We start from the raw sequence: 14,232 nt of genomic DNA, 5'->3' as shown, positions 1-14,232 counted from the left end.
GATCCAGCGTTCAATCGAACTACTACATGGAAAGCTTTAGTTGCAGCTAAAGCCTGGGTCTCACATTACCCGAATTCGTGAGTTATTATCCATACAAACAATTCAACAGTGATTCGCAACGCTTGGCGCTCTTACTTGGGGTTGAGTTAAGTGTTTACGACGCAGTGTTTAAGTTCAATGGCTGCGCTGCTCACACGTTAATTGGGCGTTACATGAACTCTAAGATCGCAGTTTTTTGGCTCAGTTCAGCGATTGAGCCATTAGTTTTTTAGGTGTGAAAGTAGGGGGGGCCTTTTTCTTTGTTGCCTTTTTAGTTTTCATTTCATCAGGTTCGGCAATTGACCATTATTGCCATAAGTTCATGGGTTTCAGAAGCCAATTTAGGCTTCAATTGTTCATGGTTTTGCCTCATTTTAGTTTGTATCAGTGTTTTGCTCGCCACATTTTCAATCCCAATTGTGGTAAAGGTATTTGGTTTATCAGCCCCAAACTGGCTGAAACCAAATCGTACAAATGGTGTAAGAAAAAGGGATTATTTCGTTTCACAGTTATTGTTGTTGAAGTGATATTTTGCTCGCTTAATTGAGCCAGTCTAATTAAACTCAGTTTACAGTAAATCTTGGTAAATCAATTCTTTACCAATTAAAGCGAAGCGTTGACAAAGATCGTGTAACAAATGCATCAACACGATTTGCTACACTCGGCGTTGTCAGTTTGCCTTTAGTTTCAGTGATTAAGGCAGTAAAGTTCAGCTAGGTCTGCATCGTACCAAACGTGTTATGCAGGCGTTAAGTGTCTTAGGAGCGAGAAGTTGCGAGATCCCGAAAGATTAGATGAATTACTAGGTTTGGTTCGCACCTTATGGAAAGAAGATGAAGATCTACGATTCAATCAGCTCATTTATAACTTGCAAAGGGAATTTAGCTTTTTGAACAACAATCTCGGTAAGGTTGTTGAAAAAGCAGAGGATGGTTTTGAGTCTGTTGGTTTTGATTTTTTCAACGTCGAGGATGGCTTGTTTATAGAGTTTTTAAAGCAAAAAGTTGCTGAGTCAAACACTTAACAAGGCCATTAAGTCGGAACTCAAATATTTGGCTGAGTTTCGCTTCGCTACACGATTATAGCCAACTATTTTCGTCCGCTTCTGGCGGCGTTAGGTGTTTATCGAGGAAAACATGATTCCTGAGTACTATAACAATGAAGATGAAATTAGATCAGAATTCAATAAAGAGTTCATTTCTCTGTGGGGAGGTTGGCTTGGGGGAGGTGAGTATTACAAGTTAGATGAAGTTACCGAAAGTGAGTGGTCTCGCTTTAATCACCTTTTGAAATTGCTTCATTGCCAGTATGAAATGTATGTTGTCAATTGGGATAACAGAGAGGCAAAATTAGTCGACAATATCGATGATTTTTTACCAACTTATGAAGAAGCAATGGACAGAGGAAGTGCCAACTTTTCTCAATTTATAATTCCTGAATTGAATGCTGTACTGACGGAAGAGTGGGATTATACGTTTATTTTTTGGCACATAAATAATGGCTCAAGGGAGAAGCTTGAACCATGGATAAAGAAAGCAAAACTCTTTAATTTCAGAGATTAAACACCTAATAAGCGTTTAAGGCAGACTACCAACGCTTGGCGCTTGGCATTCAAAGTTGGTTTTAGTCTTTACGGTGCAAAAGTTTAGGTTAGGTGGTTGGCGTTGCTCACTACTTAACGCGGCATTATGTGCTATTGGCAAATAAAAGGATTTTAGCAAGTGCTTGAAATAGATAAGATAATCGAAATCAATGCTCCAAAACACAGGGTTTTTGAGGCGTTAACGAGTTGTCGCGAGATCCCCAAGTATTTCCCATTGAAAGAAGTTGTAAGCACGTGGGAAGTTGGCTCTGAAGTTTTATACAAAGGTGAAGTAAATGGTTCCCCGTTTACTGACCATGGGACAATTGAAACTCTGGAAAAGCCTAGATTCTACTCATATCGATACTGGAGTGATAATCATGGAACAGAGCGAACCCCAGAGAATCATTTAGTAATTAGCTATTCTTTGTCGGAAACTCCATTTGGGACAGAATTGAAGTTAGTGCAAAGTAACATTCGTTCAGAGGAACTCTATAATCTCATGGAAACGCAGGTCTGGGATTTCTTGTTGGGGTCTTTGAAGCAGTACCTTGAAGCTCACATATAACAATAAATTTAAGAGTGATTCACAACGCTCGGTGCTTTCACTTCAAGCCAGTTTAGTTTTTATGGCAAAATGCTTTAGGTAAGGTGTTAGCGTTGTTCACCTTAATTTGGCGTTATGTGTTAATCGGGAAAGTTAACTATGAAAGAATTACGGAAAAGAATCCTAGATGGGATGTTGGATTTTATTGAAGGCGAAGATGATGCTGAATATACACCTAAAGATGTAGATACTTGCGAAAAATTGCTTTTAACTTTTTCATCTAATATCGAGGATGGTATATCTTGTAGCAATGCGATGGAGCAGGTAAAAATATTAGTTTTGTCGCTCAATGAACTTAATGAAAAATGTGACTATTCAATTATTGAGACAGATCAGCGGGAAGATATCTGTGAATTTATTTTTCAAACTCTTATTTCTGCTGGTATCGCGTTAGATGTGGATGTTACAGAAGAGTGGCGCGATTGGTAAACACTTAACAAGGTGCTCAAACTGACCTCCAACACGTGGCATTTTTGCTTCGCAAAAGTATAGCCATATGTTTTAGGCGGCTTAGCTTGGCGTTATGCACTTTCATGAGCTCAGGAGAAAGAGTTGATAGACATCGAATTTAATATCTATTTGGCGAGTAAAAAGGAGTGGGCTCACTTACTAAAAAACATTCGCCTTGCCGCTGTTCCAAGAGTTGGCGAATCTGTTAAATTCAGTAATCGTGTTGTAGGCGATTACTTCTCTTGGACAGTAAATCAAGTTACTTACCGTGAAAATGGTGTAATCGAAGTCACAACCGATTTACTCGACAATATAAATTGTCGAATGTATTCATTTGAAGAGCACGATGAATTTTTAGAATATTATCACTCATACCTGAACGAGGGTTGGATTTCACCTAATGGCGTTCAGGTTAATAGCCAATACCTAAATCGTAAAAAAGAAACATAACAAGCAGTTCAAGAGGGATCCAGTACACGTGGCATTTTTGGTATGCGGTGGTTTCTGTGTTGAAGTGCCATGCAGAGGCTTAGTTATTGCGTGTTCCCCCCTTTAGCGGGCGCTATGTTTTCTCGGAGTATCTATGTCCAAATATAGAAAGATTCTTGAATTTGCTCGACCTGAGTTTTTAACTGATCTTCAAGTAAGTCGATTAAAAGATCAGGGTTTATTGAAAGTATGGATGCAAGTAGAAACTGATGAAGAGCATAATTCAGTAGAACTTGCAGGGTTTGATGAATTGGCAGAAGCAGTTAGTTATTTGTTGGCCGCTGAGCATGTTCTTATCTCTGAAGAGGTCGGTACTGGCAAAGAGTTTGGTACGATAAGAATAGAATGTTGGGTGGATGAGTGTTACTCGGAGTTTTGGTGTGACTCAGCAACCGTATAAAATATAACAACGCAATCAAGGTGATGAGCTACACTCAGCGGTCTTGGTTCGGATTTCTATGCGCTTTGCTGGTTCAGAGGGGCAAACCTTATCGTAGACGTTATGTGCACATGGAGTTAATTTGTTAGTTTGGGATGAAACGGATGTATTGACGGTGCTAGAGGTTCTTCCTGAAGAAGAGCCTGATGGTATTTTTCATGTTTATAATGTAGAAAAATGTGGAGTTAAGCTTGTCATTACAATCTATCAATATGATGGTGATGTTGGATTTGAACTCATTAATACAGTTAATGACTCATCATTATTTTCTATGCAGTTAATCGATTGTGACGGAGTCTTACGAAAGAAAGACAAAACAGGAGAGTATTTGGAGTTTGTACCTTCAAAGTGTTTTGGTGGACGGTATGATGGCGTAGAGTCAATTCCATATGGTGTAAGGGTTTACGTCAATCCGAGTATCAATGTCGCATTATTTGGGTAGTGCACATAGCAAAGGGCGTTATGAGTAAATCATGAATACTGAGCTGCGAAAAATAATTTCCGACTTCCAAGATAAAGTTGAAGAAGCGAATGTACTGCTAAAGAAGTATCTTGATACTGACGAGCCTCACAATTGGGGGCCGCCGATTGAGCAGGTAGGTATGCTTGGAGGTAAGTATAAATACCTTTTCCACGGCGTGGGTTGTAAGGTTGAAATTAGCAAACAGGATGTAGTCGATTTTGATTACGGCCCCAATGGGCGTATTGATGGTTTCGATGAATGGAGGCTATGTGGTTTTGTTAATGCTCGTAAAAGTCAATACCCCAATGTTCAAGAAAGTCACATTAACCTGTGGTTTCAAGAAGCTGTTGAAGCTAAAGAAATAGAGAAATCGGATTCGAGAGAATATGGCAATTTATATTATCTCGTGGCAAACACATAACAAGCCAATCAAGTCGGACGCATAACCGTTGGCTGCTCATTTAATTATTGAAAAATAATGTATTTTTTTGGCGTAAGAGTAGGGCGTTATGTGTATAGTTTGAATCTGCCAGCAAGTGAAGGAGAGGTAGTATAAATGAATGATGATCTGTATGAGGTGATATATTTCGACCAACATTTGGTTCTTAAAAAAAGCTTATATGAACAAGTACCTCATAGTGGAGTAAGTGTGGCTTTTAGTTCTAATGAAGGTGTTATTCTTAGGCCTCACATATATTTTCGTCCTATCAATATGACTGATACTTTTAATGAATATAAGTTCTCCGAGTTAATATTTGAATGTTACGAAGGAATGGCCAATGTTGTTTCTCAATTAGTTGAAGAGAACGATGAGGAAATCCACGTAATTACGCGTTATTTTATGAGGCACGACGATGAGAATGGTCGTTTATTGGGGGATAAATTCACATACAAAACGGAATATTACACTTTTGAATATCAAATTGAAAACTCCTTAGTACCTATCAAAAGCGCATGCACTCCTTTGAACCCATTAGGCTTATCCTGTGAAGGTGTCCTTGAGTGTTGGGAAGCAGAGATCACCTTGGATAAATATTTTTCTTTACTCCGATAATCGTGCTTTGGCACATAACAAACAGCTTAAACAGAAGTAAGAATATTCGGCGACTTTGGTTGTGAGTGTGGTTGATTTTTAAAGTTAAGCGGAAGTGCGATTTAGCAGAGCGTTAGTTTTAAATATAGTGAAAATAATGAATAAAATTGAAGTCTCTAAAGAAATGAATAACCTTTTGTTTGGCATATGGCATGATAGGCTAACGAGTAAGGCTGTTGTTTTTTCTTATCTATGTGCAAAAGCGTTTAATGTGGTTAGGTATCCTTCTGCTCCTGACCGCAGTCTGACAATAAGCAAAAAAATAATGCAAGAAGTAGCTGAGCTTCTTGATAATTATGACGAGCAAGTGTTTGATAATTTGGTCGAAGAAATAAAAAGAATAAAAGCTCAGACAAAGATTAGGTTATTCCTAAATGAGGATTACGCTCATGATCATGTACCGCTTCAAAGAGCTCTGTTCCCTGTGGATAGCTCTCAAACTGATTATGCATTAAGGGAAGAGGATAACTCAAAACTATTTCCTTTATTATACTTGGCGGCAAAAGATGCCAATGTTAAAAGCTTTGATATGGATGTCGATATCGTCAGTGGGTGGTCTACCTGTTTTCAAAATAGATATGGTAGTTTATGCATTGAGAAAGACTGGCATATCGATGATATTATTATGATTTCTGACTTCATCTCGACTAAAAATAATGGGAAAGCGGCGCTAGAAACGAATGAGTGGCTTTGTCTAAATCGTAACCCTAACGGACTTGTCTCGTTTGCTACAGATAATTGTATAGTTGAAGAGGCCCAACAACCTATAATAGAGAACTTATCTAAGAAAATGAAACCTCGGGATTATGATTATCTTCAAAAAGAATGCTTAAATATGGCTTCAAATCGTAATGTTACGTTGTTAGGAGATTTCTTATTTAATTTACCTAAGGTTAGCTTATCATTTATGCAAAAAGTTAGAATTCTTTTTCAAAAAGATGAAAATTAGCAAATTGTTGAAGAGTGATCCCTAACACTTTGGGCATTTTTAGAGTTAGATTCGATTTTAGTGTTTAAGGAGGGTTTGTTGGTAGCGTTACTCATACATATAGTCTCACCAATTTTTAGCGTGTATGCACTTGCTATGGCCCGCTGCAACTTAGGGGTAGTTTATATCATTCGTTAGAGTCTGTCTCTAATGAGATAGTGGGACCTTACCATTAGAGTGAAAGTTAATATAATACCAATATGTTGCAAACAAATTTTTCAAATTGATTTGGTTAATAACGTCATCTAATTTTTTCTTCAATGCCCTGCCTTCTTTGTTATCTCTTACTAAATAACCTACCTGAATCGGTGAGGTTGGGTAGTGTTGGTAATAAATACCACGTAGATTCATTTTTTGAACCATAGTTATAACTGAGATGAATTCAAATGAAACTCCATTTATTCGCTCAGCACTGAGCATTTTTACTAATCCCGCCAAACGTGCTTCATGAAAGTTTTCGGGAGGCACAAGAAGCAGTTTTGATTGAAACTCTTTACCACCAAAAGGGGTACCTATTTGGCTGAGTTGCAAGAACTTCTCAGGTGTGGCTGTTGTCGGATTTATATCAATTAGGGTCGGGTTCGTCGAAAAAATAGCATTATAAACGGGTATAGAGATATTAAGAGCCAATACATCTACCTTTATAGTATCTAATTCTTCTTTTAAGAGTGCGGCATGTCCTATTAAGTCGACGCGAGATTGTTCAAGTTCTGTTTTAGCTCGGCTCCATTCCATAGAGGAGATATTAAACTGTATCCCAGACTGATGGGTTATCTCTTTAAGTAAGTCCGCCGTTAACCCAACGTTACCATTGGGCTCATACATTGGTGGAAAGGTGTCTAAAGCGACATTGATAACGGTTTGGCTATAGCTATGGTTCATAAAGAGAAGAATAAATATGCAAAACAGGCTGTTAATTGATTTTCGTATGATATTACCTAAGTGCGCGTTCATTAGTAACCTACCCTATGTAATATCCGTAATTGTCGATAGTTATAATACCATTCTAGAGCAGATTATATTTCTTTGTGGCTTAGGGGGCTCACAAGAAAATCTTGGTTCCTCTCATTTTGTTCGCTATTGTAGCCTAATAAATTTTGGCATGTTACTTAGGCGTTATTCACTGTTTCTCCTTGAAAGTAAAGTGTTTAACGGCGATCTAAAGTCATTTGGGGTTGTGATGGCAAATAAGATGAGGTTTTATCTTACGCCATGTTTGCTGGGGTAGGTGATACGGTGGACATTGCAAGGTTGAAGTTGTTGAACACTCATAAAGGGGAGGCTGTTTGTGTGGAAATATTCGTATATCTCAAAAAAGCCCAGATGGTGGAGTGTAGAAATTGACAATGATATTTAATCAGGCAGGCTAGAAAGCGCATCTACTCGTTGGCTAACGTTTTTGTTATTTCCGTCGGGGCTCCGATTATTTAAAGAACGTTCGGGTTTGAAATATACAAAGCTTTTTTGTATGCGTAAAGAATGAAAAACATCTTTTAAAGCAGTAGGGTATAAAAATGAAAACAATGATTACGCACACCCATGGTGAAATTAATTTTAAGGTTGAAGTTGAGGAGATCGACTCTTTTACTACTCTGAATGAACTTGCAGACTTTTACGTTAATATCTCATATCAAATCAATAAAAACATGACTGAATATTCAGTGAATAATGAATATGGCTCCTTAACCTATGGGGTTGATGTTGTGACACCAGAAGGCCTCGTTGAAGAAGAGGTAATATTCACTAAGTTTGCCAATGATCCAATGTTGTCGTCGAAAGCAGTAAATTTTATTTTCAATGTAATTAATTGGTGTAAAACGAACTCTTCGCACCTTTGGCAAGATGATGAAAACCCACTAGCTGAGTGTGCAGCATATGCACTTTGTATGCACGATGAGAAGTACATTCCACTCTATATAGAATTGTTGCTCCAAAATGATATGGATCATGAAGTTTATCAAAATGAACATATCGGCAATATTATTGAAAAATATGGCTTTTCATCCGATGTTCTTCGCTTAATGGCGCATCGCGTGGGAGGGGCTTGTGGCCAACATGGTCAAGAACAAGTGGGTCAATACCAATCGCAACTACTTGATTTGTTCTCAAATGACCCTGACCAAAAATCGTTGTTTTTAACGACTGCGGTACAATCTATCTACCATTTTTGGTTCTGCTCTCACCTCTGGTTTGAAGCGGTGCGTTACTTAGGTATATATATCCAAGATGACGAGGAAAGAGCTGAGTGGCTACAAGAGCAAGAACAAGAGGCAAAAAGCATCTTTGGTCACAACATAGACATGACAGAATATTAATCACACTTATAAATTGGCTCTGTCACGAAAGCATGATGGAGCCATTTATTTCCCGAATCAAATGAGTCTTAAAGGGCTACCTTTGGTGTTAATTTAACCACTTTTATAGTTCTAGCTATATCTAGCTCTGTGGATTAATCGAACAGAATTGATGGCAGTACCAACGATAAATGTCGAGCCTTTTATGATGTTGGTGATGGTTGCCTAATAAAGTTAGTGTAAATAAATCAGTGATTTAGGTCTCTTTTTATGAATGTTAGGGCAATGATTTTTCAACGAATTGTGTAGAATATGAATATTACGCATTTTGCTTTCATTCTTTGTTTTTGTGGTGAATCCATTAGATAAGAAGGCAATATGTAGAAGTTAATATTTAGATGATGGGAGAGTAATATGGAAGAATTTTTTAAACTCAAAAGAGAATCCATTGAACGAATGGATAAATTAGAAACCTCAATTACGATAATGGAAAGTTCACTTGGGCTATATAAAGAAAAACTTGATACCGCAATGAGTCAAGTGATTAAAAATATAGAACCTGAAAGTTGGCGATACTATCATGCCGAAATTTACTCAGATTATGATGAAATAGAAACGGACTTACCTTCAGTTCTGAGAAATTCAGTGCTTGTACATGTTTACTCCATATTTGAAAGTATTGTAAATAAATTGTGTGTCATCCACAAAAAAAGAAAAACTTAAGTCTTTCACTTAAGGACCTTAAACACGATGGGATTATGAGGGCTAAAGTTTACATAAAAAAAGTATCTTGCTCATCATTTAACGATGAAAGTCAAGAATGGGAAGAAATAATAAAGATTAATAAACTGCGAAATATCCTCGTTCATAGCGATGGAGTGATGCTTCAAAATACACATCCAAATTATGAAATCATAAAGAGCTATATCGATTCGAACTCAGGACTGGAAATTTCAGAAACTGGTCATATATCAATAAAAGATACTTATGTTGTGTCTGTAGTTAAAACATTTAAGAGCTACTTAAATGAATTGTTTCGAGAACAAGATAATGAGTTTAAAAGCTAACAAATCGTCGTCATGAGTTGATGGCCCGTTGTCATGGTTGTGAAAACATTGGTAATGAACTGGGTTTACAAGGCTTGCTCTCAACGTTAACCACGCCTACTAAATATCACAACTCATACAAGAAAGGCGGCTTCATTAGCCACTGGAATGGGGCAAGTCCACGTGATGCACAAGCGTACATTTAATAATGTATGGCAGCGAATCCGCGCTAAGTTAGGCCGTGATGAAATTTGTCGCTCGTTGAAGTTAAGCGTGAGCTTGATGACAACCCACGTTGGATGGACTTTGAAAGTTGGGACAAGGTTTTTGCCCAATCAAAGACTGATGAATACCAATAACCAGACCTTTCGTTCTTTCCTGAGTTGGAAGGGAACCAACATACCAATACAAGGTGTTGATGAAGCTGCGAAAGTAGCAGGCGCAGTGTATTGGCAGGCTATGACAAGAATAGCTAGGATTTTTACTGGGCTTCATTCTGCTTTTGTGTGTGTCGTTTAAATCCCTCCTATTTGTATGTAGAATTAGGGCATATCGATGGCCGCATATGTTGTCTTGGCCTGAACTCGGTATATACGGTTAAAATTACAAATATGTAAGTATTTCAATAATATATATAATGTTTGGCAACCAGAATGAGAGCTAGAAATGGATAGATTTAAACCAGATGAACTTGAGAGAAGAGTTGATGAAGTCCTATTTTATATTTGGGATCCAATAGGCATTAACAGTTATGTATCGGCTAGGGGTGAATACCGTTCTTATGTACCTCAAGTTTTAGAAGCTCTCGAAAATGGTGGATTGGATAAACTTATAAATCTACTTATTAGCCTAGAAAAGCATATGGGGTTGGAGCCTCAAGAGTGCACTATACAAAAGGTAAGTGATCTTTTATTCAGCCACAAAGATGCGATCGAAAAAGAGCATGCCTAACAATCTGCTCAAGACGTACTGCCAACGTGGGGCATTTTTGGTTCTGACAAGGTTTGGTGTTTACGGTGGTTTTTTAGATTTTGTGGTCTGGTTGGCAGCCACTTAGCAGGGCGTTAGTTTGTAAGAGGAAGTAAGAAAAGATGATTAAAGCTTCTGAGATACGTGATTCAAAGCTGATTGGCTTAACAGTAAGCAGCGATTGGGAGCATAGCGAGCACTCTATAGAATTAGCGTTGCTAACTTTTGATAATCAAAAACGCCTTTATAAGCTGTTAGGTGTTACGAGGTACTCAATATATGAAGACTTTTCCTGTGAATACATAGCACAAGTAAAACTCTTATATCTGGAATCAAAAATATTTTTATCTTTAGACCCATTTGATGAGCAATCTAATATTCCAGATTACGAAAATGATTGCTTTTGGTTTGAGGCATTTACTCTCGAACGTGTCGTGAGATAAAGTTAACAATCTGTTCAAGAGGGATTCGGCACGCGTGGCATTTTTACTATGCGTTGGTTTTAGTGGTTAAGGTGTTAAACCTTATAAGGAGAGTTATGCTGGAAAAATCACCTTCGAAAAGAGATGCTATCACTATTTCTACAATGCTAGAGTCTAAACTCATATGTTATGAGCACTATATTGCTTGGGCGGATGAGAGAATAACTATTGAGGATGAGCCTGAATTATGGTTACTTGAGTTGGCTGTAACTAGGGATTTAGAAGCTGCAATTAGAGTAATTAATACCTACGTATATTCTGAACCGTTTGAAGAATTTGATTATGAGTCTTGTAATGATGAGTATATTGCTTCTCTATGGTTGCTTTATAAAAGAAATGATATTTCGTGGGCTCAATTTCTTCTTGAATGTGGAGACTATACAGATGGTGATTATGCTCGTAAAGATTGTGAGTTCTTTTATTACATGCTCAATGACTTTGAAGCCTCAGACTATTCATCATCATTAGAAAAATCACAACAAGACAAAGTTAATAAATCTTTTAAAGATGTTATAGATAGGGTTTTTAAAATATATAGCGAATTATCTCTATATAAGTCTAAATATAGAGACATGTATAAGGCTTAACAAAGCAATCAAGGTGACCAATTACATTTGGCGGCTTTGGTTCGGAGTTTAGTGTACTTTATTGGTTCGGTGGGGCACACCTTATTGCAAGAGCTATAAGCCACGTGAAATTTTAGGATTATTGAGATGAAAAGTAATGTAGGTAAAGGCGTAGTGATCACTTCTCAAACTGGTTGGAATGAAGCGTTCCTCGTCGGGACTGAAGAAGAATTATTATCTCTTGCACAAACAATTATTGACTCCGTTAAGTCTGCTCAAAAAGATAAGTTTTTTGGGGAATCAGTTAAAACGAGTAATCAAGTTTTTAGCAAGCTAGCCCCTTACAGTGAAGTTCAGTTTGATTGGCTAGTCGTAACCAATTCAAATGAACAAACACTAGAAATTGCACATAAAGTTGAAGGCTTATAACAAACGACTAGGGCATTAATAATTAAATTAGGTGTTTTCGGAGGTTGGGCAGAGGGTGTTCAACCTTATACCGATGAATACCAACAACCAGACCTTTCGTTCTTTCCTGAGTTGAAAGGGAACTAAAATACCAATACAAGGTGTTGATGAAGCTGCGAAAGTAGCAGTGTATTGGCAGGCTATGACAAGAATAGATGGCGCTTTTTACGGGGTTTTGTTCTATTTTTGATGTGTATCGTTTAAATCCCCCCCTATTTGTATGTACAATTGATGGTACATCGATAGCTGCATATGTTGCCTTGAGCTGAGCTCAATGTATATGGATATTAGTTGAAGATGACAACTTTAATTGGTTCAAATATTACATTTCTGATTGGTTCTAACATGATTCCCCCACAATTTTTAGAAGTTGGTAAATCAGGGAGTAGCAATGACTTGATTTCCATCGTTGAAATGATGAAAAATGAAGAACCTTCAAATACTCGGGTTCATTCACAAGACTACGAGTGCATTCGACTTGAACCACCTGTCCAAATGCTAAAGTCTGAGTCAGCCATTATCGATGAGGTAGGCCAAGTCAGTTGCTACGTTAAACGTTGCACTACTTGTGTTTTTACAGGTGTTTCTTGGCAACTAAGATACCACTAAGAAACACCATGTTCGGCTTTAGAACTAGAACAAAACTAGGCTTCGGAGAAGTGGCATATAACAGGTCTCTTAACAGGGATTCCTAAGGCTTAGCCACTATTATTCAATTCGACTTCAGTGTTATGTTTTAAGTTGGGCGTTATAGCCCGTTAGCAAGGCGTTAAGTGAAAAGCATTGCTACCTAGCAAATGAGAAATTGGAAGTTTACTAAATGAGTAGAGATATAGAGTTATTCATTAAAAATTACTTAAATGAAATAAATGAGAATAATGCGGCTATATTTGCTGGTGCTGGGTTATCTGCAGCAGTTGGCTATGTTAATTGGAAAGAGTTGTTGAGGCCATTAGCTGAAGAAATAGAGTTGGATATTGATCTCGAACATGATTTGGTGAGTGTTGCCCAATATCATTTAAATGACAATGGGAGACATAAAATTAATCAGCAGCTTATCAATGAAATCGCAACTAATAGAGGACCGTCTGAAAACCACACAATACTATCGAGATTACCAATCTCAACATATTGGACGACAAACTACGATAAGCTAATAGAAAGATCTCTTGAAGATTTTGGTAAAGTAGTTGATGTAAAGTATACAAATATTCACTTGGCAACGACAAAATCTAAAAGAGATGCTGTTGTTTATAAAATGCATGGCGATATTGATCATCCGGATTCGGCTGTTTTGACCAAAGATGATTATGAACGATATGTTATTGACCATGGTCCTTATGTTAATGCCTTATCAGGTGATTTAATTTCAAAGACATTCCTTTTCTTAGGTTTTAGTTTTACGGATCCAAACTTAGACTACATCATGAGTCGCGTCAGGATTCATTTCAAAGAACATCAGAGGCAGCATTACTGCATTTTTAAAAAATGCAGTAAAACTGACTTTGAAGATTTGGCCTCATTTCAGCATGCTCAGATTAAACAGCGTCTTGTAATTAATGATTTAAAGCGATTCCAAATTAAGACCCTTTTAGTGGACGAGTATACGGATATAACAGAGATACTAGCTAGAATAGAAAAGAATTATAGACAAAAGTCCATATTTTTATCAGGGAGTGCTCATGACTACGGTCACTGGCAAAGATCAGATGTAGAAAACTTCCTCTGTAAGCTTGGTGAAACGTTGGTACAAAAAGGGTATAAAATTTCTTCTGGTATTGGGCTGGGCATTGGAAATGCATTCATAACAGGTGCAATCAACGCCGTGTACGGACTTCATAAGGCTCAAGTTAGTGAGTACTTAACTATGAGGCCTTTCCCACAACATATTGATGACTTAGGTAAGCGCAAAGAAACATGGAAAAAGTACAGGTATGAAATAATTGGTACAGCAGGTATAGCATTATTTTTTATCGGAAATAAGCATGTTGATGGGCAAGTTGTTTTAGCTGATGGAATGCTAGAGGAATTTCAGATTGCTCACGAGTTAGGGTTATCAATTATTCCTATTGGTTGTAGTGGGTTTATGGCACAGGAACTTTGGAATAAGGTGATTGAGGATGTTTCTTCTTACTATGAAGACCCTAGTGAAAAGTTGACTGATGCACTTAAGGAATTAGGTGTGCCAGTAGAAAAACCTGAACAACTAATTTCTAAAATTATCGATACAATAGATATTGTTATAAAGGAGTAAATA

General features: G+C 37.4%; 20 protein-coding genes and 2 pseudogenes. 20 read left to right on the top strand and 2 right to left on the bottom strand.

What is annotated here, in order from left to right; all coding sequences use genetic code 11:
- Nucleotides 1–811 precede the first annotated feature (811 nt).
- The 11 genes from MHO82_RS11585 to MHO82_RS11535 all read left to right on the top strand — a co-directional run bounded on the left by MHO82_RS11585 (nt 812) and on the right by MHO82_RS11535 (nt 6,111).
- Complete coding sequence (locus MHO82_RS11585) at nt 812–1,063, top strand: DUF1040 family protein (protein WP_239184106.1); 252 nt, start codon at nt 812–814, stop codon at nt 1,061–1,063.
- A 112-nt stretch (nt 1,064–1,175) separates the two neighbouring features.
- The gene (locus tag MHO82_RS11580) at nt 1,176–1,601 is read left to right on the top strand and encodes a hypothetical protein (RefSeq protein WP_239184105.1); all 426 of its coding nucleotides are present in this window, start codon (nt 1,176–1,178) and stop codon (nt 1,599–1,601) included.
- 159 nt (nt 1,602–1,760) lie between these two features.
- On the top strand, nt 1,761–2,189 hold the full coding sequence (locus MHO82_RS11575; protein WP_239184104.1) for an SRPBCC family protein: 429 nt from the start codon (nt 1,761–1,763) through the stop codon (nt 2,187–2,189).
- Between the two features lie 138 nt (nt 2,190–2,327).
- Nucleotides 2,328–2,657: a hypothetical protein gene (locus MHO82_RS11570; protein WP_239184103.1), complete on the top strand. Its 330-nt coding sequence runs from the start codon at nt 2,328–2,330 to the stop codon at nt 2,655–2,657.
- A gap of 123 nt (nt 2,658–2,780) precedes the next feature.
- The gene (locus MHO82_RS11565; protein ID WP_239184102.1) at nt 2,781–3,128 is read left to right on the top strand and encodes a hypothetical protein; all 348 of its coding nucleotides are present in this window, start codon (nt 2,781–2,783) and stop codon (nt 3,126–3,128) included.
- Nucleotides 3,109–3,234: a DUF3265 domain-containing protein gene (locus tag MHO82_RS25880; protein ID WP_239184109.1), complete on the top strand. Its 126-nt coding sequence runs from the start codon at nt 3,109–3,111 to the stop codon at nt 3,232–3,234. The genes MHO82_RS11565 and MHO82_RS25880 overlap by 20 nt, the downstream gene beginning before the upstream one ends.
- Nucleotides 3,235–3,261: 27 nt before the next feature.
- Complete coding sequence (locus MHO82_RS11555; RefSeq protein WP_239184101.1) at nt 3,262–3,567, top strand: hypothetical protein; 306 nt, start codon at nt 3,262–3,264, stop codon at nt 3,565–3,567.
- Between the two features lie 121 nt (nt 3,568–3,688).
- Nucleotides 3,689–4,048, top strand: coding sequence for a Ypar14, super integron cassette (locus tag MHO82_RS11550; RefSeq protein ID WP_239184100.1), 360 nt, complete (start codon nt 3,689–3,691; stop codon nt 4,046–4,048).
- Between the two features lie 31 nt (nt 4,049–4,079).
- A complete protein-coding gene (locus tag MHO82_RS11545; RefSeq protein WP_239184099.1) occupies nt 4,080–4,490 on the top strand; it encodes a hypothetical protein in 411 nt (136 codons plus the stop codon).
- A 135-nt stretch (nt 4,491–4,625) separates the two neighbouring features.
- Nucleotides 4,626–5,123, top strand: coding sequence for a hypothetical protein (locus MHO82_RS11540; RefSeq protein ID WP_239184098.1), 498 nt, complete (start codon nt 4,626–4,628; stop codon nt 5,121–5,123).
- Nucleotides 5,124–5,259: 136 nt separating this feature from the next.
- Nucleotides 5,260–6,111: a hypothetical protein gene (locus MHO82_RS11535; protein ID WP_239184097.1), complete on the top strand. Its 852-nt coding sequence runs from the start codon at nt 5,260–5,262 to the stop codon at nt 6,109–6,111.
- Between the two features lie 186 nt (nt 6,112–6,297).
- Here MHO82_RS11535 and MHO82_RS11530 read toward each other — a convergent pair whose 3' ends face one another.
- On the bottom strand, nt 6,298–7,104 hold the full coding sequence (locus MHO82_RS11530; RefSeq protein WP_239184096.1) for a hypothetical protein: 807 nt from the start codon (nt 7,102–7,104) through the stop codon (nt 6,298–6,300).
- A 560-nt stretch (nt 7,105–7,664) separates the two neighbouring features.
- Between MHO82_RS11530 and MHO82_RS11525 the strand changes: the two genes are divergently transcribed.
- Nucleotides 7,665–8,465 (top strand): hypothetical protein, encoded by an 801-nt coding sequence (locus MHO82_RS11525; protein WP_239184095.1) that lies wholly within the window; start codon nt 7,665–7,667, stop codon nt 8,463–8,465.
- Nucleotides 8,466–8,622: 157 nt separating this feature from the next.
- Here the strand turns inward: MHO82_RS11525 and MHO82_RS11520 are convergent.
- Nucleotides 8,623–8,771 (bottom strand): annotated as a pseudogene (locus tag MHO82_RS11520) (IS4 family transposase); the annotation flags it as partial.
- An 87-nt stretch (nt 8,772–8,858) separates the two neighbouring features.
- Here MHO82_RS11520 and MHO82_RS11515 point away from each other — a divergent pair.
- From MHO82_RS11515 to MHO82_RS11475, 8 genes and pseudogenes are all read left to right on the top strand, one after another.
- A complete protein-coding gene (locus MHO82_RS11515; protein ID WP_239184094.1) occupies nt 8,859–9,167 on the top strand; it encodes a hypothetical protein in 309 nt (102 codons plus the stop codon).
- Between the two features lie 349 nt (nt 9,168–9,516).
- Nucleotides 9,517–9,742 (top strand): annotated as a pseudogene (locus tag MHO82_RS11510) (replication endonuclease); the annotation flags it as partial.
- Between the two features lie 414 nt (nt 9,743–10,156).
- Nucleotides 10,157–10,441, top strand: coding sequence for a hypothetical protein (locus MHO82_RS11505; protein WP_239184093.1), 285 nt, complete (start codon nt 10,157–10,159; stop codon nt 10,439–10,441).
- Nucleotides 10,442–10,581: 140 nt separating this feature from the next.
- Nucleotides 10,582–10,902, top strand: a complete 321-nt coding sequence (locus tag MHO82_RS11500) for a hypothetical protein (protein ID WP_239184092.1) — start codon at nt 10,582–10,584, stop codon at nt 10,900–10,902.
- 95 nt (nt 10,903–10,997) lie between these two features.
- Complete coding sequence (locus MHO82_RS11490; RefSeq protein ID WP_239184091.1) at nt 10,998–11,528, top strand: hypothetical protein; 531 nt, start codon at nt 10,998–11,000, stop codon at nt 11,526–11,528.
- A gap of 126 nt (nt 11,529–11,654) precedes the next feature.
- The gene (locus MHO82_RS11485; RefSeq protein WP_239184090.1) at nt 11,655–11,936 is read left to right on the top strand and encodes a hypothetical protein; all 282 of its coding nucleotides are present in this window, start codon (nt 11,655–11,657) and stop codon (nt 11,934–11,936) included.
- Between the two features lie 336 nt (nt 11,937–12,272).
- Nucleotides 12,273–12,584, top strand: coding sequence for a DUF4440 domain-containing protein (locus MHO82_RS11480; RefSeq protein WP_239184089.1), 312 nt, complete (start codon nt 12,273–12,275; stop codon nt 12,582–12,584).
- A gap of 211 nt (nt 12,585–12,795) precedes the next feature.
- Nucleotides 12,796–14,229 carry an SIR2 family protein gene (locus MHO82_RS11475; RefSeq protein ID WP_239184088.1) on the top strand — a complete coding sequence of 478 codons (1,434 nt, stop codon included), beginning with the start codon at nt 12,796–12,798 and terminating at the stop codon, nt 14,227–14,229.
- The last annotated feature ends 3 nt before the right edge of the window (nt 14,230–14,232 follow it).

This window comes from Vibrio sp. Of7-15 (assembly GCF_022347565.1).
Lineage (GTDB): Bacteria > Pseudomonadota > Gammaproteobacteria > Enterobacterales > Vibrionaceae > NORP241.
Note: the sequence above shows the minus strand (reverse complement) of the source record. Positions and strands in the feature narration are given on the sequence as shown.

Excerpts from the sequence above, each read along its gene's own strand:
- MHO82_RS11580 (WP_239184105.1), top strand. The coding sequence starts at position 1,176 with ATGATTCCTGAGTACTATAACAATGAAGATGAAATTAGATCAGAATTC.
- MHO82_RS11570 (WP_239184103.1), top strand. The coding sequence starts at position 2,328 with ATGAAAGAATTACGGAAAAGAATCCTAGATGGGATGTTGGATTTTATT.
- MHO82_RS11555 (WP_239184101.1), top strand. The coding sequence starts at position 3,262 with ATGTCCAAATATAGAAAGATTCTTGAATTTGCTCGACCTGAGTTTTTA.
- MHO82_RS11545 (WP_239184099.1), top strand. The coding sequence starts at position 4,080 with ATGAATACTGAGCTGCGAAAAATAATTTCCGACTTCCAAGATAAAGTT.
- MHO82_RS11540 (WP_239184098.1), top strand. The coding sequence starts at position 4,626 with ATGAATGATGATCTGTATGAGGTGATATATTTCGACCAACATTTGGTT.
- MHO82_RS11535 (WP_239184097.1), top strand. The coding sequence starts at position 5,260 with ATGAATAAAATTGAAGTCTCTAAAGAAATGAATAACCTTTTGTTTGGC.
- MHO82_RS11530 (WP_239184096.1), bottom strand. The coding sequence starts at position 7,104 with ATGAACGCGCACTTAGGTAATATCATACGAAAATCAATTAACAGCCTG.
- MHO82_RS11525 (WP_239184095.1), top strand. The coding sequence starts at position 7,665 with ATGAAAACAATGATTACGCACACCCATGGTGAAATTAATTTTAAGGTT.
- MHO82_RS11515 (WP_239184094.1), top strand. The coding sequence starts at position 8,859 with ATGGAAGAATTTTTTAAACTCAAAAGAGAATCCATTGAACGAATGGAT.
- MHO82_RS11505 (WP_239184093.1), top strand. The coding sequence starts at position 10,157 with ATGGATAGATTTAAACCAGATGAACTTGAGAGAAGAGTTGATGAAGTC.
- MHO82_RS11500 (WP_239184092.1), top strand. The coding sequence starts at position 10,582 with ATGATTAAAGCTTCTGAGATACGTGATTCAAAGCTGATTGGCTTAACA.
- MHO82_RS11490 (WP_239184091.1), top strand. The coding sequence starts at position 10,998 with ATGCTGGAAAAATCACCTTCGAAAAGAGATGCTATCACTATTTCTACA.
- MHO82_RS11485 (WP_239184090.1), top strand. The coding sequence starts at position 11,655 with ATGAAAAGTAATGTAGGTAAAGGCGTAGTGATCACTTCTCAAACTGGT.
- MHO82_RS11480 (WP_239184089.1), top strand. The coding sequence starts at position 12,273 with ATGACAACTTTAATTGGTTCAAATATTACATTTCTGATTGGTTCTAAC.
- MHO82_RS11475 (WP_239184088.1), top strand. The coding sequence starts at position 12,796 with ATGAGTAGAGATATAGAGTTATTCATTAAAAATTACTTAAATGAAATA.